The organism is Flagellimonas hadalis (genome assembly GCF_007785775.2).
GTDB lineage: Bacteria > Bacteroidota > Bacteroidia > Flavobacteriales > Flavobacteriaceae > Flagellimonas > Flagellimonas hadalis.
The window spans coordinates 131,464-155,096 of record NZ_VNIK02000002.1 but is presented as its reverse complement, the minus strand read 5'-3'; the positions used below and the strand labels follow the sequence as shown (position 1 = coordinate 155,096).

The following is a 23,633-nucleotide window of genomic DNA, read 5'->3' as shown; positions in this document are numbered from 1 at the left end:
GTGTATATGGATGTATTTTACATCTATATAAACAAGTTAAAAACATGATTATGAAAAACATACTTTTTTTAATATCATTGATACTTTTACTCGCATCTTGTAATAATGAACCTGTAGATTTCCAACCAATTCATAATGACCATTATCAAACTGCTTTAGATTCATTAGTTAATTATGACAATTACTTTATTGGAGAGTTTAACGGAGAAGTTTTAGTTAGCACCGAGCCATTTACATATGGGTGCAGTGTTGGCAATCTATTAAAAGATTCTGTTTCTATTAAATTTCATTATTCATATAAAATATCGAATAGTGAAGAATTAAAAACGCCCTTCATTGAATTTATAGCATATGAATCAATCAATAAACTTGATCCAAATACTCATTATCGATATGATGAATACAATAACTTTTATACTTTTTTCAACAGAAATGAACTTGAATATTGGGAAGTTGACAATTATAAAAATTTGACACCTCAAGTCAGAATATTACATATTGATTATTCACAATTAATAAATAATTCTGCTCTAAGATATCTATCAACAGATTTTGGAAAACCCCCGTTTGATGAAAATAATTTTCAAATTGAAAACATTAGAGAAATAGAAAATCCTTCTTTTGGAATTGAACTAACATATTCTTTTAACTGTACTTTACTTTCGGATTCTAATGAAGTACTAGAAATTAAAAATGGAAAAGGAAAATGTACATTCTTGTATTAAAAACCAGTTGCCAACACTGGCAACCGTTGTACAATGATGAAGTTATAGAAAAATAAGCAGTTCTATCTAGGGGAAGCTTATAAACGCAAACTGTCACAAGAGAAAAACTTTTTCAATGGAATGGTAGAATCGGAAAATAAGGTCGGTAAAATATTTGGAATATCAATAGGAATTTTGGCTCAATAAAACTAACTGCTTCAAAAACATTGCTTTCATCTCCCTTTAACTAAATTCCCTACTTTTAATAAAAGTAAACAACCAAGGGAATCGTTTCGTCATACCAATCCTCAACGACACGAAACCATAACCAAAACTGTTACCAATCCTATGAAAATCAACCTTATCCATAAACCTTTTATGGCCATCCTGTTTTTGGTGATAGGGGCCTGTCCGATGCAATCACAAACTGGGGAACAAATTGTCCTCGGCACAAAACACACCCTTAGGTCCACCATTTTGGAGGAAGACAGGGACTATTGGATCAGCCTTCCCGAGTCCTATCATGATAAAGGACCGACCTATAAAAGGTATCCCGTGCTCATCGTACTCGATGGAAATGTTCACTTCAAGCCCATAGCGGGAATGGTAAACTACATGAGCGCCGACGCTTACAGAAACCAAAAAATCCCGGAGATGATCGTGGTCGCCATCCAAAATGTGGATCGGAGAAGGGACTACACCCCGGACAAAATCATTACCACTAGAGCGAACACTTCCGGCGGAGGGGACCACTTCCTTCAATTTTTGGAAGACGAACTTTTGCCGGACTTGGACCAGAAGTATAGAACGGTGCCCTATCGAATCCTTTTTGGACATTCGTTGGGAGGTCTCTTGGCCGCCCATGCCTACATGAAAGAAAAAACACTTTTCAATGCATTCCTTGCGGTCGACCCGAGTTTTGGAACTTGGGATTCAGAAACCATGGACCATAAACTGGACGCAATAACCGATGCTTCCTTTAAAAGGTTTCTTTACATGGCCACGGCAAATTGGGGCAAAAGAAATATCCGGAACCGGGATCGCCATGTAAGGTTGTATGAGGCATTGAACAGCAAATACCGCGGTACGCTGCCCGCCAAATTGGAATACTTCGAGCATGAAAACCATAGCTCGGTCCCCATCATTGCCTTTCACAACGGAATCTCCGCAATTTTTGAAGGCTACGGAATTTCCTATCGGGACATCGCTGCCAAAGAGCAGCTCACGGAGCATTTTCAGGAAATTTCGGAGCGGCTCTCCTGGGATTTTCCGCCCCCCGAACACCTGGTGAACCAACTGGGTTATGCCCTACTGCAAAGCAGAAATGCGGAGGACAGACCCAAAGCATTGGAGTTTTTCCTGTTGAATGTGGAAAACTTCCCTAAGTCGCCCAATGCATACGATAGCTTGGCAGAGGCCTATGAGACGCTGGGAGACACCCAAAAAGCAATCGAAAACTATAAAAAAGTCCTTGGCCTGGAACCGGACAATGCCAACGCTTCACTAAAAATAAAGGAGTTGAACCGGTAAAATGATGACCCTAAAAATCAGTTTGTTCGATGGACAATAGCTTTTCATTCAATTATGACGAATATGATTTTTGGCCCTTATACCATTCCATCCTAAGGTATTACCCCATCGGGATCAAAAAACACCAGGAGTTTGATATTTACCGACAGTACCTCGGCATACAGGAACTGGAAAAATTGCTCAATGAAAAAATTGTCGACAAGAAGACGTATGAAAAAAATTGGGGGGCATTCCTAAAGAGGGTCAGTGCCGAATTGGGAAAAAGTACCCAAGGAACAACTTTTGGTTTCGTACCCAGTTATAGCGGTTATTTGACATTGGACTCCAATGGCACTGGAAATAGATGGAACTACAAGGAGCTCCATTTTGCGGTCAGCCATTTGGGAAAGTATTTTCAGGTGTATGGCCTCGAAAAATCAGTTTTGAGTTACGAAAACGACTTGATTCCCTATCAAATCCAAAATCTTAAAGAAATCATGGTTTCTCCCATGGGAGCGTACAAAGATTATTTTGAGAAAATGGAAAACTATATCACCGAAGAATTCAAGGACTATCGTCTGGTCCCTTTCAGTATGGGACAAACCATCATCAATGGACTTCAAATACTACATTTGGACAAAGAAAATTGCTCGATAAACATGGCATTGTTCAATGACTTTTTGGGAATGGGGGAACAGGTGAACGAAATGGAGGCCCAAGGAGATTTGACCTATGGGATGGAACATTGGAAAAAACAACGGAACTAACAACACCCCTATGTAACGTTTTTATAAAGGGTGCATTGAATGAACAAGCTGATCTTGGTTCCTCTTTTTGCCAAAAAATGGCCGAGGGTGGCTTTCAAATGGTTATTTTTAACTTAAAAACCATCAATATGTACCCAAGAATCATTTTCCTTGTCTTTTTGATCAGTGGCTTTGCGGGCACGGCGCAATCCACATCGGAAGATACAGCCGTGAAGAAATCTGACGAAGTCCTGTACGATGCCGAAAAAGCGGCAAAGTACGGCGCTGATGACTATGGCATGAAAAAGTACATCTTTGCCTTTCTGAAGCGTGGCCCAAACCGCACGTCGGACAAGGAGGAAGCGGCCAAATTGCAAACAGCCCACCTCGAGAACATCGGAAGGTTGGCCAAGGAAGGGAAATTGGTGCTGGCAGGTCCTTTTTTTGGAAATGATGACCTTCGCGGCATCTACATTTTTAATGTGGAAACCCTGGAAGAGGCCAAGGAACTTACCGAGACCGACCCTGCCATAAAAGCGGGTAGCTTGGTCATGGAACTCAAAGAGTGGTACGGCTCCGCAGCACTCATGGCAATCAATGAAATTGCCCCTACTCTGGCCAAAAAATCGATCATGGATTGATCTATATCAATGAGAAACTTCCCGTACCTTATAATTATCACCCTCTTCAGTGTTGGCCAGATGGAGAATGTGAATGCACAAAACATGGAACTCCCCTATAAAGAAATACCCGCCCATCCCGAAGCATATACCCCTGGAAACTTGGTTGCCCGTATGATTGATGGTCTGGGTTATCGGTTTTATTGGGCCACCGAAGGCCTTACCGAAAAGGACCTCGCCTACAGACCTTCCGAGGACGGCAGGAGCATTTTGGAAACCATGGCGCACATCAACACCATGTCCAACAACATTTTGTTGGCCCCGGATGCCCAGCCTTTTGAAAAGTCCCTCTACCCAACACCAGCTTCGTATGCCGAGTTACGGGCCCAGACCCTTCAAAATTTGAAAGCGGCCAGCGCCAAAATGTTGGGAAAAAGTGCCGAGGAGATGGAAAAATTCAAGGTCATTTTTAAAAGAGGGGAGCAACAATCGGAGTTTGCCTTTTGGAACCTCATCAATGGCATGATCTCGGATTGCATCTACCACACCGGGCAGATCACACTCATGCGAAGGGCGAGTGGCAACCCACAAAACCCCAATGTGAACCCGTTTTTGGGGCAAACGAAAACCGAGTAACCCCAGTTGTTTGTAACATTTCTTGAAAATCCATTACCAATATATAAATATCTGGTCTATGGGTTCTGCAAGTCAACCAATGTTAGTGGTCAAAGCCAATCGTGCTTTGTTGCGAAAGCGGCGTAGTTTCAAAGAAATTCGAGAAGCTTACGAAGGCTATGTGGGCGATACCGAACTGAAGTTCAAGGACCTAACTCCCTTTGAGCAAAAGAAAATCCGTGACAAGATCATTCAACAAGCCAAAATGGATAGATTGGAAGAAATCCAAAACTATTGTATTGCGCTCGTTATCCTAATTGTTCTGGGGGTTGTTCTTTATTATCTTTTTTCGAGTTAGCAGCACCTACTCAATCTTATCGACCACAACCTTATAGGTTGGGTCTTCCAAAACGTTCACTTCGATAATATCGTCTGCATTGGCCAAAAGGCGTTGACAGTCCTTGCTCAAATGTTTCAGATGGAGTTTTTTGCCCACTTTGCGGTAACGTTCCGTGATCTTGTTTACGGCTTCAATGGCGGACATATCCACCAAACGGCTTTCCTTAAAGTCGATGATGACTTCTTCGGGATCGTTCAGCACATCAAACTTTTCGGCAAAAAGGGTGGTGCTGCCAAAGAAAAGCGGCCCATAGATCTCGTAATGCTTAACACCTTTCTCATCCACATACTTTCTCGCCCTGATCCGCTTTGCATTGTCCCAAGCGAACACTAAGGCGGAAATGATCACCCCTACCAATACGGCCAAGGCCAAATTGTGCAGGAACACGGTCACCAAGGTCACGAGTACCATCACCAATACATCCGATTTGGGCATGCGGCGAAAGGTTTTTAAACTGGCCCACTCAAAGGTGCCCAGTGCCACCATGATCATCAACCCGGTGAGGGCGGCCATGGGTACTTTTTCAATCAAACTGGAACCGAACATGATGAACACCAAGAGCATCAAGGCGGCAAAAATTCCTGATAGTCTTGCCCTTGCCCCGTTGGAGGTGTTGATCAAACTTTGCCCGATCATGGCACAACCGCCCATCCCCGAGAAAAATCCGGATAAGATATTGGCCGTTCCCTGGGCCACGGCTTCCTTGTTGCCCCTACCTCGGGTTTCAGTGATTTCATCCACAATATTGAGCGTCAACAGACTCTCTATCAACCCCACTCCGGCCACAATGGCCGCAAAGGGAAAAATGATTTGCAACGTCTCCCAAGTCAAAGGCAGGTTGGGGATATGAAATGGGGGGAACGTTCCTTGAATGGAAGCAATATCGCCAATGGTCCGGGTATCCAATCCCATGAAAAAGACAATGCCGAACACCACCAAAATAGCAGCCAAGGAGGCAGGAACCACTTTGGTCAATTTGGGCAATCCCCAAATGATCAACATCGTCAACAACACCAATCCCAAGAAAATGAAGAGCGTGCTACCCGTTAACCAATGCCCTTCCGGAGTCTTGAACTGTGTCAACTGCGACATAAAAATGATGATGGCCAGGCCGTTCACAAATCCAAAAATTACGGGGTGGGGCACCAAGCGCATCAACTTGCCCAATCGAAGGATGCCCGCCAATAGCTGTAAAATACCAGCCAAAACCACGGTCGCAAACACGTATTCCACGCCATATTGCTGGGCCAGGCTCACAATCACCACCGCAACGGCACCTGTGGCCCCGGAAATCATTCCCGGTCTGCCACCTAAAATCGAGGTGACCAATCCCATCACAAAGGCGGCGTACAATCCGGTCAATGGGGACAGACCGGCAATGAAGGCAAAAGCGATGGCTTCGGGCACGAGTGCCAAGGCCACGGTAAGGCCTGACAAGATCTCTGTTCGGTAGTTTACCTTTTGGGAAAAATCAAAAAGGTTGAGGTATTTTTTCATCTTTCGATTTTAAGGGGGCAAAAGTACCACTTATTATGGGTTTGTCCTCCTCCTGAAAAAGAATTGGGAATATGGCAATCACATGCTAAATCGTTGAAAATCTGTCAGTATTTCCTCAAATGCCTTGATAGATGGTAAAGAGTAGCCAACAAAAAAAACCGCCCTGGACTTTATTGCCCAAGGCGGTTCTTAACTAAATAACCAACCAAAAAAACTTGTTTGTATAGTCGAACAACTTTGTTTTTCCTTACATATTTCGTTGTCGGGTCACGTTCATTTGTGGGTTGGTCACCTTGGAACGTTTTTTGCCCGTATCTCCAGATTTCAAAAACTGCATGTATCCTCTTCCTGTAAACTCATATACCGTTCCGCTGGACACATGGTACAACTCTATTGTACTATCATTGATAACGTACAGTTCAAAATAATCATTGCCCAAGAAGTCATAATCCAGTGTTAAAGTTTTCAGGGAAGCATCATTGGCCACATCATATACCTCATAATCACCCTGATAGTCCCATTGGATGTTGGAAAGCGGGATTCCATTTCCATCAATGGATGATCTAAAATACCCGCCGCCATCAGAAAAGAACTGAAGGTAGTTTTCCTCATCAAACTCGTTCAGGGCTCCATACTCACTGGTATAGGTCTTTTCCCAAACCTGATATTCCTGCAAGAAATAGTGGATGTTGTCATAAAAGACCATATCATAATCGAAGGAGTTCCTGTAATATCCCCTCAACACATAGGACGTATTGGAGCTGGGGTCGTAAAGTTCCAAGGTATTGTTGTTGACGGCATACACATCCAAAAGCCAAAGACCGTCCACATCATGGTCCACTTCCACCGCGCCGCTGTAGGTGCCATACGTGCCCACATCCACTCCCAATCCGTTGCCCGTTTTACCGATTCCCACCAAATTGTTGTTGGCATACACCACCCCACGGTCAAAAGATAGGGTAAAGGCGCGTTGCAAAAACGGCACTTCGCCATTTCCCGTTGTTGCGTTGATGTCCACATACCAGATGTCGTAGTTTTCCAATACCAAGGCGGTGTTGATCGGCGATTCCTCAATGAAATCATCCTCCACGATAACCTCGGTGTAGCAAGAGCTGGCCAAAAGACCTATCATCAAAATTCCCAAGAGTAGTTTTCCATTTTTCATAATCGTGGATTTTAAGGTTCAATGATGGCAGACCAATCTTTGTGCCAAATTTTTTAAACAATTGATAATCAGTATTTGATGAACGGTCAATTTTATTATTCGGTTTTACGGCGTAATTTTGCCTTATGGAAGAAAAATTGAGATTTGGAGTTTTTGGAGGGGGAAGCTGGGGAACCGCCATTGTGAAGATGTTGTTGGAAAATTTGGACAGTGTGGGGTGGTACATGCGGAGTGATTCGGCCATACGGCATATCAAAAAAGAGGGGCACAACCCCAACTATTTGGGCTCTGTGGAGTTTGAAGTGGAGCAATTGCACCTCAGCCACGATATCAATGAGATTGTGGCAGCTTCGGATGTGCTCATATTTGCCATCCCCTCGGCTTTTTTGGAGAGCGAGCTCAGTAAACTGACCCTTTCCTTGAAGGACAAGATTGTTTTTTCGGCCATCAAAGGCATTGTTCCCGAGACGGGGCTCATCGTAGGGGAACATTTCCATGAACATTACGGCATTCCGTTCGAGAACATTGGTGTACTGACGGGACCCTGCCATGCGGAAGAGGTGGCACTGGAGCGTCTGTCTTACCTCACCATTGCCTGTGCGGATGCCGAAAAGGCAAAACTGGTGGCCAAACACGTGAAAAGCGAATACATCCGCACCAAGATCTCGGACGACATCATCGGCACGGAGTATGCGGCCATGCTGAAGAACATCTATGCCATTGCCGCGGGCATTGCCCATGGATTGGGGTATGGCGACAACTTTCAGAGCGTGCTCATGAGCAACGCCATTCGGGAGATGAAACGGTTCATCGACCGGGTGTACAAAATGAAACGGAACATCAATGCATCCGCCTATCTGGGTGATCTATTGGTAACAGGCTACTCGACCTTCAGCAGGAATCGAATGTTCGGAAACATGATTGGCAAGGGCTATACCGTAAAAAGTGCCATGATGGAAATGAACATGGTGGCCGAAGGGTATTACGCTACCAAAAGTGCGCATTTGCTGATGGAGAAATTGGAGAAAAAGTCCAAAACGCCCATCATCAATGCGGTCTATCAAGTGCTTTACAAAAACAAGAGCCCGAAAAAAGTCTTTGAGAAACTGACGGAGAAGTTGGATTAGTGCCTATCCAACGAAAAATTGGAATGGTGGTCCAACTCCTTTTCCAGTTCCTTTTGAAAAGCATCCACTTCCTCAGCGGAATAGTTATATGCTTTTTGGAACTCTTCCAAAACTGGGACCATGTGGTTACGGACGCTGTCAATATCAAAATACAACCGTCCCGTCCTTCTGATGAAAAAATCCAAAGGGGTGAGTGCCATTTCGTATGCTATGGTGAACTGGGCCTCGGCCCTGACCATTCTTTCCAGCGGATCTCCGGCCTTGGTCTGGGCATATAGCTCCAAGATGGTCTCGGTCTGTTTGCCATAGGTGGTCACCAAGTACCACGCATCGTATTCTGAAAAGCCACTGTCGTGCAGTCGGTCAAAGACCGTGGCAATGTATTTTTTGACGTGTTTGAATTTCTTGAAATCGTTGCCACAAAGGGGAATCTTATCCGTAGTGCAAGGTTTTAGGTGGATATCATGGTCTTCCTCCATATTCCTGGCAATGCGGTTCACCACCCGTTCCGCCATTTTTCTGTACCCCGTGAGCTTGCCCCCGGCAATGCTGATCAATCCCGTGTCCGAAGTAAAGATCTCATCCTTACGGGAAAGTTCCGATGCCGATTTCCCTTCTTCATGGATCAAGGGGCGCAACCCAGCCCATGAGGAGATAATATCCGACAGTTCCAGATGGATGTCCGGGAACATATGGTTCACTGCCGAGATCAGATAGATGGCATCGGCAATGTCCGTGGTGACATGGTCCTTGTCCGCATTGAAATTGGTATCGGTGGTACCGATGTAAGTCACCTTTCCACGGGGAATGGCAAACATCATCCTGCCATCCGGAATATCAAAATACACGGACTGTTGTACCGGCAACTTTTCCCTTGGGAACACCAGATGCACCCCTTTGGTCAAATGCAGGCGTTTTCCCTTTTTGGACTGGTTCAAGGTGCGAAGTTCATCTACCCAAGGTCCCGCAGCATTGATGACATATTTGGAGGATATACTGTATTCGCCCCCAAATATCTCGTCCCTAAACGTGACTCCGGCCACACGCTCATTTTCATACACAAAATCGATGACCTTGGCATAGTTCACTGCCTTTGCCCCAAATTGGAGGCTGGTCTTTATGTTTTCCAGGGTAAGTCGGGCATCGTCGGTGCGGTATTCGGCATAATAGCCCGCCCCGTTCAATATCTTTTTGGGCAAAAGGGGCTCCAGTTTCAGGGCCTCCTTCTTTTCCAGCATCTGCCTTTTGTCCTCCCCTTCCACTTGGGCAAGGATATCGTACACCTTCAGCCCGATGGAGGTCAGCCATTTTCCGTAGGATCCCCCCTCGATCAAGGGAAGCAACATTTTCTCGGGAATCACCAGATGGGGTGCCAACTTATGCACAATGGCCCTTTCAGAACCCACTTCCTTCACCAACCAAAAATCGAACTGCTTCAAATAGCGGAGCCCGCCATGAATGAGTTTGGTGGATTTGCTGCTGGTGCCCGATGCAAAGTCACCCTTTTCGAGCAGCAGCACTTTCAACCCACGGGCAGATGCATCCAGGGCGATACCCGCTCCCGTAATGCCCCCACCGATCACCACAAGGTCATAAGTCCCCTTGGCCAAGGTTTGAAGACTGTTTTTTCGGTCTGTGTTTGAAAAAGCTATGTTTTCGCCCATAGTGTTTACTTGTTGAACTCGTATTCCCGTTCCACCCGACAGATCCTGACTTTATACCAGGAATACCATTTTTTGATCCCGTTCCTTTGGGCCTGCCTGTGATCCATGTTCGCCTTCCAGTTGGCAATGGCCTCCAGGCTTTCCCAATAGCTTACGGTGATGCCCAGACCGTCGCGGGCACTTTCCACTCCCAAGAAACCGGGTTGCTGTTGGGCCAGTTCTTCCATTTCTTGGGCCATTTGCCCATAGCCATCATCACCCTCTGTCCTTAGACTGCTAAAAATTACGGCATAATACGGTTTGTCGAGTTCCATATTTTATGTGATATAGTCTTTCTCCAAAAAATAATTGACCAGGGCCTCCTTCATCAAAACGGTCTGCTCCCCGGCCTTGAGTGGCGGCAATTGTTCCTTTACTTTGTAATGTGGCCAGCCCTCATCATCAAAAAAATCAAAATCGTAATAGCCGTAGGGTTCCAACAGCCTACAAATGGCAATGTGCATCAGGTTTACTTTTTCGTCTTTTTTGAACTTTCGATGGTAATTGCCGAGTTCCTGTACGCCCACCAAATAGATGATACCGTCCAATTCCAAGGGGTCCCCATCGGAAAACTGTCCCGACAGTTTCTCCACCAAATGCTCCCATCGTTCCTTTAATTTTTCGTCTCTGGACATCTGTTCTAACTATGATTCCAAAGGTACAAATCAATATGCTATATTTGTTAAAATCAGATATGAGCTTTTTGGACATCATCATCGGGATTCTTTTGGTCTGGGGCCTCTACAAAGGCCTCAAAAATGGCCTGTTTGTGGAAGTGGCCTCCTTGGTCGCCCTCATTGCCGGGATATATGGCGCCATCCATTTTTCACACATCACCGGGGAATATCTTGCCCAACAATTTGATTGGAGCGAGCAATACCTTAAGTTGGCCGCATTTCTCATCACCTTTTTTGCCATCATCATCGTGGTGAACCTTGCGGGCAAGTTTTTGACCAAGATTGCGGATTTTGCCATGTTGGGACTGTTGAACAAGATTGCAGGGGCCATCTTCGGCATGTTGAAGATCGCCATTATCCTCGGGGCCTTGTTGATTTTCTTCGAAAGGTTTGCCGAACCGCTGGGCCTGATCAATGAAGAGACCAAAGAGGAATCCGTTTTCTATGAACCCATAAAGGAAATCGGCGCCCTTGTTTTCTCCTATGTGTTGGATGATGAGGAAAAGGAGCCTGAAGTACCCGAAGAGCCACAGGCACAGACCATATAAAAGGTCGCTTTTTTCCGATTAATGGAGCGTAATCCATCGCCCAAAACCCATCAAATCCCATTTTTTTGCCATTCAACGTAAGAATCTGCCCTCATGTGGAAATTTTATGGCAAAGGACCTGTACTCCATTAGCTTAGCGAACAGAACACTAAGGAGCGTAGAACACTCCTGGAAATACCCCGAAAATGAAAAAAATATATGTCCCGCTGATGGCCATGGCATTGCTATTTGTATGTGGTCAATGCAGTACAACCTCCCCCGAAGAAGAGCAGGAATATACCGAGGCCCAACTCGGAAATGAAAAGGTGACCATAGATCCCGTGACCCTGGAAGATGAAATCGTAAACCTAGTGAACCAACATCGAAATTCCATCGGGTTGGGCCCTCTCCAAGACAATCCCGTTTCATACAAATATGCCGAGGAGCACAACGACTACATGATTTCCAAAAACAAGTTGAGCCATGACAATTTTGAATCACGCGCCACCAAAATAGCACAGGAGACCCAGGCCATAAGTGTTTCGGAAAATGTAGCGAGATATTATACTACGGCACAAAAAACCGTGGAGGGGTGGCTCAATAGTTCCTCCCACAAAAAAGCCATGGAGGGGGATTACACCCACACTACGCTCAGCGTTCAATTGGACAAGGAAGGCAGACCTTACTTTACCCAGATTTTCATAAAAGTGGAATAACGAACCATCTGACCATATAAAAAAGACCCGCAATGAGTGTGGGTCTTTTTTGTTATTCCCTATGTTGCCACCGAGGTTTTTTTTACCTTTCGTAAAATCTTTGATCATGGCGATACAGGCACCCTTCAACCTCAACAAATGGGTCGAGGAAAACCGAGACACCCTCAAACCCCCCGTGGGCAACAGAAACCTTTATAAAGAGTCGGGGGACTATATTGTCATGGTCGTTGCCGGACCCAATGCCCGCAAAGACTACCACTACAACGAAACAGAGGAACTGTTCTATCAGTTGGAGGGCAACATTGAGGTGCACATCCAGGAAGATGGGAAGAAAAGGACCATGAAACTGGGTCCCGGTGATATGTACCTCCACCCTGCCAAGGTGCCCCATTCCCCAGTGCGCCATGAAGGCTCCATCGGGCTGGTGGTGGAACGAAAAAGGGCCGATATGAATGTGGACGATGGGCTGTTGTGGTTTTGTGACAACTGCAACCACAAACTTTATGAGGCCTATTTTACCCTCAACGATATCGAGAAGGACTTTTTGGCCCACTTCAAGCACTTTTATGGTTCCGAGGAACTGCGCACCTGCGACGACTGTGGAACTGTTATGCCTGTTGATGAACGTTTTGTAGCCAAAGAGAAATGATACTGTTCGTCGCAAAGATCATCATCGCCGTTGTGGCCTTGCTCCATTTCTACTTCTTATGGTTGGAGATGTTCGCATGGACCACCAAGGCAAAAAAGGTGTTCCGGAAGTTTCCCGAAGACCTTTTCGAGCCCACCAAGACCTTGGCGGCGAACCAAGGGCTGTACAATGGTTTCCTGGCCGCGGGGCTGGTGTGGTCCCTCATCATCCAAGACCCCAACTGGCAGGTATATGTCGCTTTGTTCTTTTTGGGCTGTGTGGCCGTTGCCGGGATTTATGGGGCACTGACCGTTTCCAAAAAAATCTTCACCGTCCAGGCCTTGCCCGCTCTCTTGGGAATCGCATTGCTATTGATCCATCAAATGCTTTGAAAAACATCATTTTTCTTGTGAAGTATTATTTGTATTTTCGTCAAAATATAACAATTCACATATAAAAAGTTATAAATGTCAAAAACAGCTGCTGCTTTTGGAATAGACGAAGCCTTGAAACAACTTGGTCTTCAAGAAACCAACCATGGAACTTCAACAGGATCGGAAAATTTTGGTTCGGGAGACATTATCTCGTCCTTTTCCCCGGTAGATGGAGCGCTCATCGGAAAAATAAAGACCACCTCCCCAGCCGATTATGAAAAAGTAATGGCCGCCGCCACTTCCGCTTTCAAGGAATGGCGTATGGTCCCCGCACCGCAGCGTGGAGAAATCGTCAGGCAGTTTGGCGATAGATTGCGCGAACTCAAGGAACCCTTGGGCAAATTGGTCTCCTACGAAATGGGAAAATCCTATCAGGAAGGTCTGGGCGAGGTCCAGGAAATGATCGATATCTGCGATTTTGCCGTGGGACTGTCCCGACAATTACACGGGTTGACCATGCACTCGGAAAGGCCCGGGCACCGCATGTACGAGCAGTACCATCCCCTTGGCGTGGTGGGCATCATATCTGCCTTTAACTTCCCCGTTGCCGTTTGGGCATGGAACACTGCCCTTGCATGGGTCTGCGGCGATGTCTGTGTGTGGAAACCTTCTGAAAAGACACCGCTTTGCGGTATTGCCTGTCAAAATATCATTGCTGAAGTACTGAAGAAAAACAACCTTCCCGAAGGCATTTCCTGTCTCATCAATGGGGATTACAAGGTGGGCGAACTCATGACACAGGACAAGCGCATTCCATTGGTCTCGGCCACGGGATCCATCCGAATGGGAAAAATAGTGGCCCAGGCCGTAGCGGCCAGATTGGGCAAATCGCTTTTGGAACTCGGGGGCAACAATGCCATCATCGTTTCGCCCGATGCCGACATTAAAATGACAGTGATCGGGGCCGTGTTCGGAGCCGTTGGCACCGCAGGTCAGCGCTGCACATCCACTAGAAGATTGATCGTGCACGAATCTGTTTACGATAAGGTAAAAGATGCCATCACAGAAGCCTACAAACAATTGAAAATCGGCAACCCATTGGACCAATCCAACCATGTTGGCCCTTTGATCGATACCGATGCCGTGAAAATGTACCTCAGTGCCTTGGAAAAGGCCAAAAAGGAGGGCGGTAACATATTGGTGGAAGGCGGTGTGCTGGAAGGCGGGGGATATGCCAGCGGTTGCTATGTAAAACCGGCCATCGTGGAAGCCCAGAACAGCTTCAAGATCGTGCAGGAAGAGACCTTTGCCCCAATCCTTTATCTTTTGAAATATTCCGGAGGGGTCGAAAATGCCATTGAGCAACAGAACGGAGTGGTACAGGGGCTTTCCTCTGCGATAATGACCAACAGTTTACGGGAGGCCGAACACTTTTTATCGGCTGCAGGCAGTGATTGCGGAATCGCGAATGTAAACATTGGAACCTCCGGCGCCGAAATCGGGGGTGCCTTTGGTGGGGAAAAAGAAACCGGAGGCGGTCGTGAAAGTGGCTCCGATGCTTGGAAAGTGTATATGCGCCGACAGACCAACACCATCAACTACACCACGAAACTTCCTTTGGCGCAAGGCATTAAGTTTGACCTATAAAAAAGCCGCCCATTTAGGATGAACACTAAATGGGCAGTCTTTAAAACCAACTTAACTAACTCAAACTTAATTTAAAACCCTACTCCAATGCCGGATCTTTGTCGGGAGAAATAGGGTTGTTTACCTAATATTCCACCCCAATTTCCAACTATTTTAACTGGTTTCCACAGGGTATCTTACAAGTGGTCAAAAAAAGTGTATGGTTGGTTATTTTTAACCTGTTTCCTGTTTTTGATTTTTCCAACCTCTCTTCATACTTTTTCTAAATAGCTCAAATTGTATGGATTATATTTAAAAATTTAAGATTTTTTTAATATTTTGGATATACTGTTTCACCAACCTAATCAACCTCAACATGAGCCTGGAAATTTCAACATTATGGTTTTGCATCATCTTGGGCGTCACTGGTATCATCTCTGGGTTGATCGGTTATCTTTTTGGAAGGGTCAACGCAACGCAGAATCCAGATAATTCATTTGAAATCAATTTATTGGAAATTCAAAATGCCAAACTGAAAGCAGATCTGGATACTTGTAAAAAGAGATTATCGACCACAAAAACACCTAAGGAAAGTATTGCTGTTCCCCTTGTTGTCCATCAAAAAAACACTCCATTATTTCGTCCATATGAGGCAAAATTGGCCTTCGGGAAGAGCATCAAAGAGGACGACTTGAAAATAGTGGAAGGCATTGGCCCCAAAATCGAGGAGCTTTTCCATAATTTCGACATCAAAACATGGAAAGCACTTTCGGAAACCTCCGCGGACACCTGCCAGAAAGTGCTCAATTCCGGGGGCAAAAGATACCGAATCCATGACCCGGCCTCATGGCCCATGCAGGCGAAAATGGCCTATGAGGGCCACTGGAAACAGCTGGCGGAATGGCAGGAAAAGCACAGAGCGGGCAAATACTAGCCGGACTGACCAGTCTTTCTATATCATTCCATTGGCCTCGACCCATTTGAAGGTCTGCTGCTTTTGGGAAAACTGCATCCGTTCGGCTATGCGCTGCAATCTATCGGGGAGTTTCATCAGGTAATCCCTGGCCTTTTCCGCTTGATCGGTGAGTCCGCCCAATTGTCCTATTTCCCAATAATCGTTCAGCTTTTTCAAAATTTCGATATAGTCTTGGGCCGTATAGACCCCCAATCGTTGTGCACAGTTGGAGAACTGCTCGAAAGCTTCACCGATACTTCCCCCTGATTCCCTCAAAAAGTGGGCAGGCATCACAATTTTTTTCTTCATCATATCGGCAAAGGCAAGTACCATACCATCCGGGTCCTGACCCATAATGGTCTTTACAAACTCGCGATAGGCCAAATGGTGCCGCATTTCGTCCCCTGCAATGATGGTGCACATCTTTGCCAACAATCCATTGCCTTTCTGCCTCGCCATTTTTCCGACCCGTTTATGTGAAATGTTGGTGGCCAGTTCCTGAAAAGTGGTATAAACGAAGTTCTTGTAGGGGTCCCTGTCCGTTCCAATATCAAAACCATCAGCGATCAAGTGCTGGGTGGTGATCTCCACCTCACGCATGTTCACGCGCCCGGACAGGTAAAGGTATTTGTTCAGCACATCCCCGTGCCTGTTCTCTTCGGCGGTCCACGCCCTTACCCATTTGCTCCATCCATTGTCCTTTCCACTGTGTTGATCTATTCCTTCAACATCCATCAACCAGGATTCATAAGTGGGAAGTGCTTCTTCGGTAATGGTATCTGCCACGAGGGTCACCCAAAAATCATAGCCGAGTTCCTTCGCTTCGCCACGGATCTGCTCCACTTGATCAAAAAAATCATCACTCTGGGAATCCGGCAAAAAGTCGGTAGGTTGCCATATTTTCTCAATGGGTACCAAAAATTCTTCCATAAACCCCTCAACCTTAGGTTCTATGGCCTGCATCACCTCCAATCGTACATTTTTAATCGACATATAGCTGCTTTTTACAAAGGTCTCGATTAAAATTCTATTATGGATGGAATAATGCTAATTTCTTCCCCGCTCGCCGGGATAAAACGTATGGACGGGATCGCTTTGCCAAAATTCCTTGGTGTTGGCATCCATCATGGTCAGCTTGCCCATGAACGCGGCGCCTGTATCCACGTTCCAGACATTGGCTGCATTCTGCGGGGGAACCGCTTTGATCTTGGAAATGGGGGTATGCCCAATGAAGACTTCTTTGTAGTGGGTCAATCGTTTGGGGAATCTAGGGTCTGTGGGTTCCAAATCGGGGCTCAGCGCCGTTGCCAATTCCCACAAGGTTCGGTCCCAGTAGAAGGATTGTTCAAAATATTCAAAATCGATGCCCTTGAGGTTGGTGTAGCCAGCATGGAGATACAATCGGTTGTCATTGGCCAGATGATAGTTCTCCAACCCTGCGTAAAAATCCAGATGAAGTGCCCACTTATCCTTATTGGCGTCCAAATACGACTGCCGGGTGGCCGTTCCGCCATGTGCGAGCCATTGTGGATTTTCCCTTTGGGTAAGGAGCCATTCCCTACAAAGCTCATCGTGGTTGCCCCGTATGAAGGTACAATTGTGTGTGTCCTTTATCTGTATCAAAAAATCGATGGTCTCAACGGCCGTGCTCCAGCCATCTACATAATCTCCCAAAAAAATAATGTGGTCCTCCGGTGAAACATTGGCCCTGTCCATGAGTTGTTCCAAGGCCCTTATCCCGGAATGGACATCTCCCACAACCAGCGTGCGCATAAAAAAAGTTTTTCGCAATATTACACACAAATGATCGGGCACCTATGAAATTAAGGCAAAGTTTATCAACCGATCCAAAGCATTTCCCTCAAAAAAAGGGACATCCATTTTTGGTCGTGGTATGATTTTCTATGTACCTTAGGATATTTCGAGAACTATGAAAAAAGTATTCTGTGTCGGCGAACTGTTGATTGATTTTGTTGCTGAAAAACAGGGGAACGACCTTTCCAAAGCCACGGATTTTACGAAGAAAGCGGGTGGAGCTCCGGCCAATGTGGCCTGCGCCATTGCCAAGTTGGGTGGCCGGGGCATTTTTCTGGGCTGTGTGGGCAACGACCCCTTCGGAACATTTCTTTTGGATGTCCTTAAAAAAGAGGGGGTCGATATCTCTTTGGCACAACGGTCCAAAACATTTACTACACTTGCCTTTGTGTCTCTGGCCGAGGACGGGGAACGCGATTTTGTGTTCTGTCGGGGAGCAGACAAAGCACTGGAATATGACCCCACCCTTCGGAAAATCCTCCACGGCAATATCCTTCATCTGGGTGCTGCCACCGCGCTTTTGGGCGGTTCGTTGGAAAAGGCCTATGGCAAATACCTATTCGATGCGCTCACCAAGGAAATGTTCATCAGCTTTGATCCCAATTTTAGGGGAGATCTCTGGAGAGGGGACGAGGACACTTTTATAAAAAAGTGTACGCCCTTCATTGAAAAATCGCATTTGTGCAAATTCAGCCTGGAGGAAGCACAGCTCTTGTCTGGAAAAACCGACCCAAGCGAGGCCTGCGACGTGCTCCATGACGTGGGAACCAAGATCATTACCGTCACCATGGGCAAGGAAGGGACCCTGCTGAGCATGGGTGGGACCAAAAAAACCATCCCGAGCATCGAGGTTTCCCCTGTTGATACCACTGGGGCCGGGGATGCTTTTATCGGTTGCCTGCTGTACCAGATTTCGGGCCTTGGCAATTTTGATCCCGTTTTTGAAGACTTTGCACTTTTGGAAAAGATGGTCGCCAAAGCCAATGTGGCCGGGGCCATTACCACGACCAACTACGGCGCCATCGCCGCCCTTCCCACAAAAGACCAGATCGGAATCTAAATGAACCAGGCTCAGTTACATCGGCTCGTGGCCCAACAGTCAAAGGAAAAGGATGGCACAGCGCTCTTCGAACTTCGATTGGCCACCAACCTGACCCTTATACAACAGTTGTTTTTTTCACTTTATCCTGAAAATCAACACCAAGCACATTTCAAAAAACTGCTGGACCTACTTCCCAAACTGTTTGCTTCCAGGCCAACAGACCTGAAGGAACAGGACCTTCTCCGATTGAACGCCGGGAACTGGTACCAATCCGAAAAAATGTTGGGCATGCAGATGTATGTGGAGCATTTCAACAAAGACCTGAACGGGCTGCGCCAAAAAATCCCTTATCTGAAAGAATTGGGGGTGAACTTTCTGCACCTGATGCCCATCACCTCCAGACCCATGGGCGAAAATGATGGGGGCTATGCCGTGAACAGCTATCTTCAGGTGGACAAAAGATATGGAACCAAGGAGGACCTGCTCGCACTCACCTCCGAATTCAGAAAGGAGGGCATCTATTTGATGTTGGATTTTGTGGTGAACCACACTTCCAACGAATTCCCATGGGCCAAAAAAGCCATCAAGGGCGATAAAAAATACCAGGGATACTACTATACGTTTGACGACCGCACCATTCCGGATGAATTTGAAAAGACCCTACCTGAGGTGTTCCCGGAAACCTCTCCGGGCAACTTTACCTACATTCCCGAAATGGAAAAATGGGTAATGACGGTCTTCAACAGCTACCAATGGGACCTCAACTACACCAATCCGGAAGTGTTTTTGGAAATGCTCATCAATTTGGCAAAGTTGGCGGACATGGGTGTGGATGTGGTGCGGTTTGATGCGCTGGCCTTCCTTTGGAAGAAGATAGGATCCATCTCCCAAAACCTTCCCGAGGCCCATGCCCTTGTTTCCTTGTTCCGGATGTGCCTCCAAGTGGTCGCTCCCGGTGTTATCCTTTTGGCCGAGGCCATTGTGGCCCCAACGGATATCGTAAAGTATTTTGGACAGGGACAAACACTGGGCAATGAATGTGAAGTGGCCTATAATGCCTCGTTGATGGCCCTGCTCTGGAACTCCATTGCCACCAAGAAAACCAATCTGCTCTACAAAAGCCTGGCGCACGTCCCCGAAAAACCAAAAGACTGCACTTGGATCAACTACATCCGCTGCCATGACGATATTGGGCTGGGCTATGAGAACCAGTTGATATGGGAACTGGGCTGGTCGCCCGAACTCCACCGTAAGTTTTTGTTGGACTACTATTGCCAAAAACTGGACTGGTCGCCGGCCATGGGGTTGCTTTTCATGTACAACCCAAAAACGGGCGATGGGCGCATCACGGGGAGTGCGGCATCACTTTTGGGATTGGAAAAGGGCATCTTGCTGAAGGATAAGGAACTCATCGATCAATCTATTGCCAAAATCATTATGCTGCATGGCATCACTTTTGCCTTTGGGGGCATTCCATTGATCTATGCCGGGGATGAGATCGGTACCCTCAACGATTATTCCTTCCGAAATGATGATGCCAAAAAAGGAGACAGCCGATGGGTGAACCGACCGCAACAGGATTGGGAAACCATTTCACGCATAGGGAAAGAACCTTCGCCACAATCCCGGATTTTCCATGCTTTACAGAAACTGATCCAGATCCGGAAGGAAAATCCGTTGTTCGCGGACAACAATGATCTGGAACTGTACCATACGGGCAACGACCACATCCTTGCCTTTGGGCGGAGCAATGAAAGCAAGCAAGGGTTATTGGTCCTTTGCAATTTTGACGAAAAGCCCCAAGTGATCGAAACGGGGTGGATCAAAAAAATGGGCTATTTCACCAAAGGTGAACCTCTAGATCTGGTGTCGGACCAGCAAATCTCCGTGAAAAGTGGACTATTGGAAATCTTGCCCTATCAAATGATCTGGTTAAAAAGGGGCTAAGTTTTATAATTCCTTACAAGTATTTCAAACAATAAATCCAACTTGTCACTTCGAGCGAAGTCGAGAAGTCCTTATAAAATGATTTATTTGTGAAAAGGTCTCGACTGCGCCTGTCTGCCGACAAAGGCAGGCTCGACCTGACATCCGCTCAACAGTTCACTTTCAATTCATTTAGCTGTACCGAACCTTCCTCAGTACGCGTTGCGATTCTTTCAGGGATTGATAGATGCCACTGTCATAGGACTTTAGGATGGGCCTGGAACGGTCCATCTGCTCCTTGGCCTCTTCAAAACCATTCAGATAGCAGATGAGATAGGTGGCGGGAAGATGGGTCAGGTCCCGCTGTTCCGATTCGGTCAAGGGAATCCTGTTCTCCACTTTTTTCAAGAGCGCATTGTTGGTGTTGTACACATGGTAGAGCGTTTTCTTATCGTACTGTGGCGGCTCAAAGACCAGCTTGCTGTTGATGGTATATTTTCCGTTCTCCGAAAATGTGATCACCATTTCTTCCAAAGGATAATATTTCTGTTCGGACCCCAGTCCCAGTTGGACATACTCCAAAGTGGCAAAGGAATCATTGTCATAGTCGATGGTAATTTCATCCAAAGCGGAATAAAACAGTTTCACCTGCTCATTGATGAGCTCAATGTCCACTCGGGAATAATAGGTCTTGTTCTTTATTTTCTTTTTGATGCCTGCCCAGCAGACCACGAACTGTTCCTTAAAGACCTTGTAATTGCTGGTAAGGTCGGGGTGACGGGTATTCATGAAATTGATCACGGCATCCAAGGTGAGTTCTATGTTGTTCCTGGCATGTTGCTCAATGGTCGCGACCTTTTCGGAATTGATGTCCTTCAACTCTATGCCATAAGCCTTGGGAAGGCTGATGCTCCCTTCCCTGAAGAATACCGAACCTCCATAGTATTTCCAGATGTTTTTCCGAAGGGCACAGACCTTTCCGTTGGAACGGATGGTGACCAAGCCGACCACTTTCCCTTCGGGCAGGTGTGGGAACGGGATGTTCTCGTAGGAAATAATGGGGGGATTGTCCAGATAGGCATTGACCAGGTTTTGGATCTTGCTGTCATCAAAGAAATCGACCCCGACGATATCATTGTCTGCATCCTCCACGCCTATCACGATGAAGGAATTGTTCTTGGGATTGCTGTTGGCCAAGGCACAGACATGCTTTAGAAATTTTGCCTTTCCCTCCTTTTCACCTATGGATATAAAACGCTTTTTGTCATAAAAACTGTTCTCATCATTATGCGCTAAAAGATTTTTTACCAGTAGGCGTTTGTTGATCATGACATCAGGTTTCGAGATTCGCGTTGAGGGCAAAAAGCTTGTTTTTTAATCATATTTTGCCCCTTTTCTTTTAGATTTCTTGAGATATGCCATAAATGCCCCTATTTTTTTGCCTTCTATGATGGTCTTTGAAAAAACCCGGTCTAGCCATATATTTCCAAGTCTTCAAAACTGTTCATCTTGCTTGTTTCAAACGTTAAACCCGAAACACAAATCCCGCAACTATGCTTTGTTCACAATTGTGCCGCTTGCTTGGGCCGTGGGAAAGACTGTCAGATCTGCAATGTTGACATGGTAGGGCCGTGTCACCATAAAAAGAATGATGTCCGCAATGTCCTCCGGTTTTAGGGGTTGATAGCCTCGGTACACATTTGAGGCACGTTCGGTGTCCCCTTTGAACCTCACATCACTGAACTCGGTCTCCACCAAACCTGGGTTCACAGCACCCACACGGATACCATGTGCGTTCAGGTCTATGCGCATGCCTTGGTTGATGGCATCCACGGCGTGCTTACTGGCACAATACACGTTCCCGTTCGGATAGACCTCCTTCCCCGCTATAGATCCAATGTTGATGATATGCCCTGATTTTCGCTCCACCATCTTTGGCAATATGGCCTTTGACATGTACAGCAGTCCTTTCACATTGATGTCCAACATGGCGTCCCAATCATCCGGGTTTCCCTTGTCAATAGGGTCCAATCCATGGGCATTTCCCGCATTGTTCACTAAAATATCGATTTGGGAATACCCCATGGGCAGTCCTTCAATGGCAGCAAAAACTGCTTTTCGGTCCCTTACATCAAAATGGAGAAGGTGCACCCCCGTCCATTTTTCCAAGTCTTTCTTGATCTCATCCAATCGTTCCTTCCTGCGACCACACAGAACAAGGTTGAACCCTTGCTTTGCAAAAAGTTCGGCCGTTGCCCTGCCTATGCCACTGGTGGCCCCAGTGATCAATGCTGTTGTTGTCATCTCTTTTGCTCTTTAAGGAACATCATGCCCTTGGCTGGCCACCAAAAGGGCAAACCAATCCTGAAGTTCCAGTTTCATCTCCGCGGCTTTTGCCGAGAGGGTTATCCTTTCTTTGCTCGTGGTCCCTATCACCGGATAGATGTTGGCCGGATGCCTTAAAATCCAGGCCAGAAGCAATTGGCTTTCATCTGCCCCATATTTTTCCATCAATGGCCCCATCACCTTTTTGATGCGTTTTGTCCGATCATTCTTTTCCCGAAAGAAATTACCCAAAGGGCTCCATGCCATCGCCAATCTTTTGTTGGCAATGCAATCGTCAAAGGTCCCGTCGTACATGGGTTCATCATGCGTCAGTGAAAATTCCACTTGGTTTGCGGTAACCGGAATGGCCTTTTCCAATAGAGCCACTTGCGAGGGCGTAAAGTTGGAAACCCCAACTTGTTTTACCTTTCCGCTATCGATCAATTGCTGAAGCGCTTCGGCCATTTCAAAAGGTTCCATCAATGGACTTGGGCGATGCAAAAGCAGCAAATCCAAATATTCCGTTTGGAGCTTTTTCAGGCTTTGCTCGGCCGACCAGATGATGTAATCCTTATCGTATTGGTAATGGTTGATCTTGTTGTCCCTACCCCGGGTCAACTGGATGCCACACTTGGAGACCAATTGGATGTCCTCCCTTTTTATCCCACTATCGGCAAAGGCGTTGCCAAAATCCGCTTCGGTGGAATAACTCCCATAAATGTCGGCGTGGTCAAAGGTGGTCAATCCGTTTTCGATACAATGGTGCATCAATTCCACCATTTCTTTTTGGGAAAGTTTCTTGCCCCAACTTCCCCATGTCATGGTTCCAGATACGATTCTGGAAAATTTGTCTATCTTTCGCATATGGGATGAAAGTATAAAATTAAACCCTTAAATCCTTCATAAAACTAGGGGTTTACCTTTTATTTTAACCAT

25 protein-coding genes are annotated in these 23,633 nt (G+C 46.2%); 15 read left to right on the top strand and 10 right to left on the bottom strand.

Going from position 1 to position 23,633, the window contains the following annotated elements:
• The first annotated feature begins 50 nt into the window (after positions 1-50).
• The 6 genes from FOT42_RS04820 (at position 51) to FOT42_RS04795 (ending at position 4,552) form a co-directional block, all read left to right on the top strand.
• Positions 51-725 carry a hypothetical protein gene (locus FOT42_RS04820; RefSeq protein WP_151889452.1) on the top strand — a complete coding sequence of 225 codons (675 nt, stop codon included), beginning with the start codon at positions 51-53 and terminating at the stop codon, positions 723-725.
• 327 nt (positions 726-1,052) lie between these two features.
• On the top strand, positions 1,053-2,234 hold the full coding sequence (locus FOT42_RS04815; protein ID WP_226789803.1) for an alpha/beta hydrolase-fold protein: 1,182 nt from the start codon (positions 1,053-1,055) through the stop codon (positions 2,232-2,234).
• A 29-nt stretch (positions 2,235-2,263) separates the two neighbouring features.
• The gene (locus FOT42_RS04810) at positions 2,264-2,980 is read left to right on the top strand and encodes a hypothetical protein (protein ID WP_151889451.1); all 717 of its coding nucleotides are present in this window, start codon (positions 2,264-2,266) and stop codon (positions 2,978-2,980) included.
• A gap of 128 nt (positions 2,981-3,108) precedes the next feature.
• Positions 3,109-3,600, top strand: a complete 492-nt coding sequence (locus FOT42_RS04805; RefSeq protein ID WP_151889450.1) for a YciI family protein — start codon at positions 3,109-3,111, stop codon at positions 3,598-3,600.
• A gap of 9 nt (positions 3,601-3,609) precedes the next feature.
• Positions 3,610-4,215, top strand: coding sequence for a DinB family protein (locus tag FOT42_RS04800; RefSeq protein WP_151889449.1), 606 nt, complete (start codon positions 3,610-3,612; stop codon positions 4,213-4,215).
• Positions 4,216-4,273: 58 nt separating this feature from the next.
• Positions 4,274-4,552 carry a hypothetical protein gene (locus FOT42_RS04795; RefSeq protein ID WP_151889448.1) on the top strand — a complete coding sequence of 93 codons (279 nt, stop codon included), beginning with the start codon at positions 4,274-4,276 and terminating at the stop codon, positions 4,550-4,552.
• A 6-nt stretch (positions 4,553-4,558) separates the two neighbouring features.
• On the opposite strand, the gene FOT42_RS04790 is transcribed toward FOT42_RS04795, so the two are convergent.
• Both FOT42_RS04790 and FOT42_RS04785 read right to left on the bottom strand, forming a co-directional pair.
• A complete protein-coding gene (locus FOT42_RS04790) occupies positions 4,559-6,091 on the bottom strand; it encodes a SulP family inorganic anion transporter (RefSeq protein ID WP_151889447.1) in 1,533 nt (510 codons plus the stop codon).
• A 247-nt stretch (positions 6,092-6,338) separates the two neighbouring features.
• Entirely contained in the window at positions 6,339-7,256 is a 918-nt protein-coding gene (locus tag FOT42_RS04785; RefSeq protein ID WP_151889446.1) for a nicotinic acid mononucleotide adenyltransferase, read from the bottom strand.
• Positions 7,257-7,381: 125 nt separating this feature from the next.
• Between FOT42_RS04785 and FOT42_RS04780 the strand changes: the two genes are divergently transcribed.
• A complete protein-coding gene (locus FOT42_RS04780; protein ID WP_151889445.1) occupies positions 7,382-8,383 on the top strand; it encodes an NAD(P)H-dependent glycerol-3-phosphate dehydrogenase in 1,002 nt (333 codons plus the stop codon).
• On the opposite strand, the gene FOT42_RS04775 is transcribed toward FOT42_RS04780, so the two are convergent.
• Genes FOT42_RS04775 through FOT42_RS04765 form a run of 3 tightly spaced genes read right to left on the bottom strand, consistent with a single transcriptional unit; the run spans position 8,380 to position 10,721 of the window.
• The gene (locus FOT42_RS04775) at positions 8,380-10,047 is read right to left on the bottom strand and encodes a glycerol-3-phosphate dehydrogenase/oxidase (RefSeq protein WP_151889444.1); all 1,668 of its coding nucleotides are present in this window, start codon (positions 10,045-10,047) and stop codon (positions 8,380-8,382) included. The two genes, FOT42_RS04780 and FOT42_RS04775, sit on opposite strands and share 4 nt — an antisense overlap.
• A 5-nt stretch (positions 10,048-10,052) precedes the next feature.
• Positions 10,053-10,361 (bottom strand): antibiotic biosynthesis monooxygenase family protein, encoded by a 309-nt coding sequence (locus FOT42_RS04770; RefSeq protein ID WP_151889443.1) that lies wholly within the window; start codon positions 10,359-10,361, stop codon positions 10,053-10,055.
• 3 nt (positions 10,362-10,364) lie between these two features.
• Entirely contained in the window at positions 10,365-10,721 is a 357-nt protein-coding gene (locus FOT42_RS04765) for a hypothetical protein (protein ID WP_151889442.1), read from the bottom strand.
• A gap of 59 nt (positions 10,722-10,780) precedes the next feature.
• Here FOT42_RS04765 and FOT42_RS04760 point away from each other — a divergent pair, with 59 nt between their 5' ends.
• The 6 genes from FOT42_RS04760 to FOT42_RS04735 all read left to right on the top strand — a co-directional run bounded on the left by FOT42_RS04760 (position 10,781) and on the right by FOT42_RS04735 (position 15,568).
• Positions 10,781-11,311: a CvpA family protein gene (locus tag FOT42_RS04760; protein WP_151889441.1), complete on the top strand. Its 531-nt coding sequence runs from the start codon at positions 10,781-10,783 to the stop codon at positions 11,309-11,311.
• Between the two features lie 185 nt (positions 11,312-11,496).
• Positions 11,497-12,006, top strand: coding sequence for a CAP domain-containing protein (locus FOT42_RS04755; protein ID WP_151889440.1), 510 nt, complete (start codon positions 11,497-11,499; stop codon positions 12,004-12,006).
• Positions 12,007-12,112: 106 nt separating this feature from the next.
• A complete protein-coding gene (locus FOT42_RS04750) occupies positions 12,113-12,655 on the top strand; it encodes a 3-hydroxyanthranilate 3,4-dioxygenase (protein WP_151889439.1) in 543 nt (180 codons plus the stop codon).
• Positions 12,652-13,026: a DUF1304 domain-containing protein gene (locus FOT42_RS04745; protein ID WP_417937810.1), complete on the top strand. Its 375-nt coding sequence runs from the start codon at positions 12,652-12,654 to the stop codon at positions 13,024-13,026. The genes FOT42_RS04750 and FOT42_RS04745 overlap by 4 nt, the downstream gene beginning before the upstream one ends.
• 75 nt (positions 13,027-13,101) lie before the next feature.
• On the top strand, positions 13,102-14,655 hold the full coding sequence (gene amaB, locus FOT42_RS04740) for an L-piperidine-6-carboxylate dehydrogenase (protein ID WP_151889438.1): 1,554 nt from the start codon (positions 13,102-13,104) through the stop codon (positions 14,653-14,655).
• A 355-nt stretch (positions 14,656-15,010) separates the two neighbouring features.
• Complete coding sequence (locus tag FOT42_RS04735; protein ID WP_151889437.1) at positions 15,011-15,568, top strand: hypothetical protein; 558 nt, start codon at positions 15,011-15,013, stop codon at positions 15,566-15,568.
• Positions 15,569-15,586: 18 nt separating this feature from the next.
• Here the strand turns inward: FOT42_RS04735 and FOT42_RS04730 are convergent, their stop codons facing one another.
• Together FOT42_RS04730 and FOT42_RS04725 are read right to left on the bottom strand one after the other, a co-directional pair.
• Entirely contained in the window at positions 15,587-16,582 is a 996-nt protein-coding gene (locus FOT42_RS04730) for an acyl-ACP desaturase (protein WP_151889436.1), read from the bottom strand.
• A gap of 54 nt (positions 16,583-16,636) precedes the next feature.
• The gene (locus FOT42_RS04725) at positions 16,637-17,362 is read right to left on the bottom strand and encodes a metallophosphoesterase family protein (RefSeq protein ID WP_151889435.1); all 726 of its coding nucleotides are present in this window, start codon (positions 17,360-17,362) and stop codon (positions 16,637-16,639) included.
• Positions 17,363-17,519: 157 nt separating this feature from the next.
• On the opposite strand from FOT42_RS04725, the gene FOT42_RS04720 reads away from it, so the two are divergent.
• Both FOT42_RS04720 and FOT42_RS04715 read left to right on the top strand, forming a co-directional pair.
• Positions 17,520-18,464 (top strand): carbohydrate kinase family protein, encoded by a 945-nt coding sequence (locus FOT42_RS04720; RefSeq protein WP_151889434.1) that lies wholly within the window; start codon positions 17,520-17,522, stop codon positions 18,462-18,464.
• On the top strand, positions 18,465-20,393 hold the full coding sequence (locus FOT42_RS04715; protein ID WP_151889433.1) for an alpha-amylase family protein: 1,929 nt from the start codon (positions 18,465-18,467) through the stop codon (positions 20,391-20,393). It begins immediately after the preceding gene.
• Between the two features lie 171 nt (positions 20,394-20,564).
• On the opposite strand, the gene FOT42_RS04710 is transcribed toward FOT42_RS04715, so the two are convergent.
• The 3 genes from FOT42_RS04710 to FOT42_RS04700 all read right to left on the bottom strand — a co-directional run bounded on the left by FOT42_RS04710 (position 20,565) and on the right by FOT42_RS04700 (position 23,561).
• Entirely contained in the window at positions 20,565-21,701 is a 1,137-nt protein-coding gene (locus FOT42_RS04710; protein ID WP_151889432.1) for an ATP-binding protein, read from the bottom strand.
• A 222-nt stretch (positions 21,702-21,923) separates the two neighbouring features.
• Positions 21,924-22,676, bottom strand: coding sequence for an SDR family NAD(P)-dependent oxidoreductase (locus FOT42_RS04705; RefSeq protein WP_151889431.1), 753 nt, complete (start codon positions 22,674-22,676; stop codon positions 21,924-21,926).
• Between the two features lie 12 nt (positions 22,677-22,688).
• Positions 22,689-23,561: an aldo/keto reductase gene (locus FOT42_RS04700; protein ID WP_151889430.1), complete on the bottom strand. Its 873-nt coding sequence runs from the start codon at positions 23,559-23,561 to the stop codon at positions 22,689-22,691.
• Positions 23,562-23,633 lie beyond the last annotated feature (72 nt).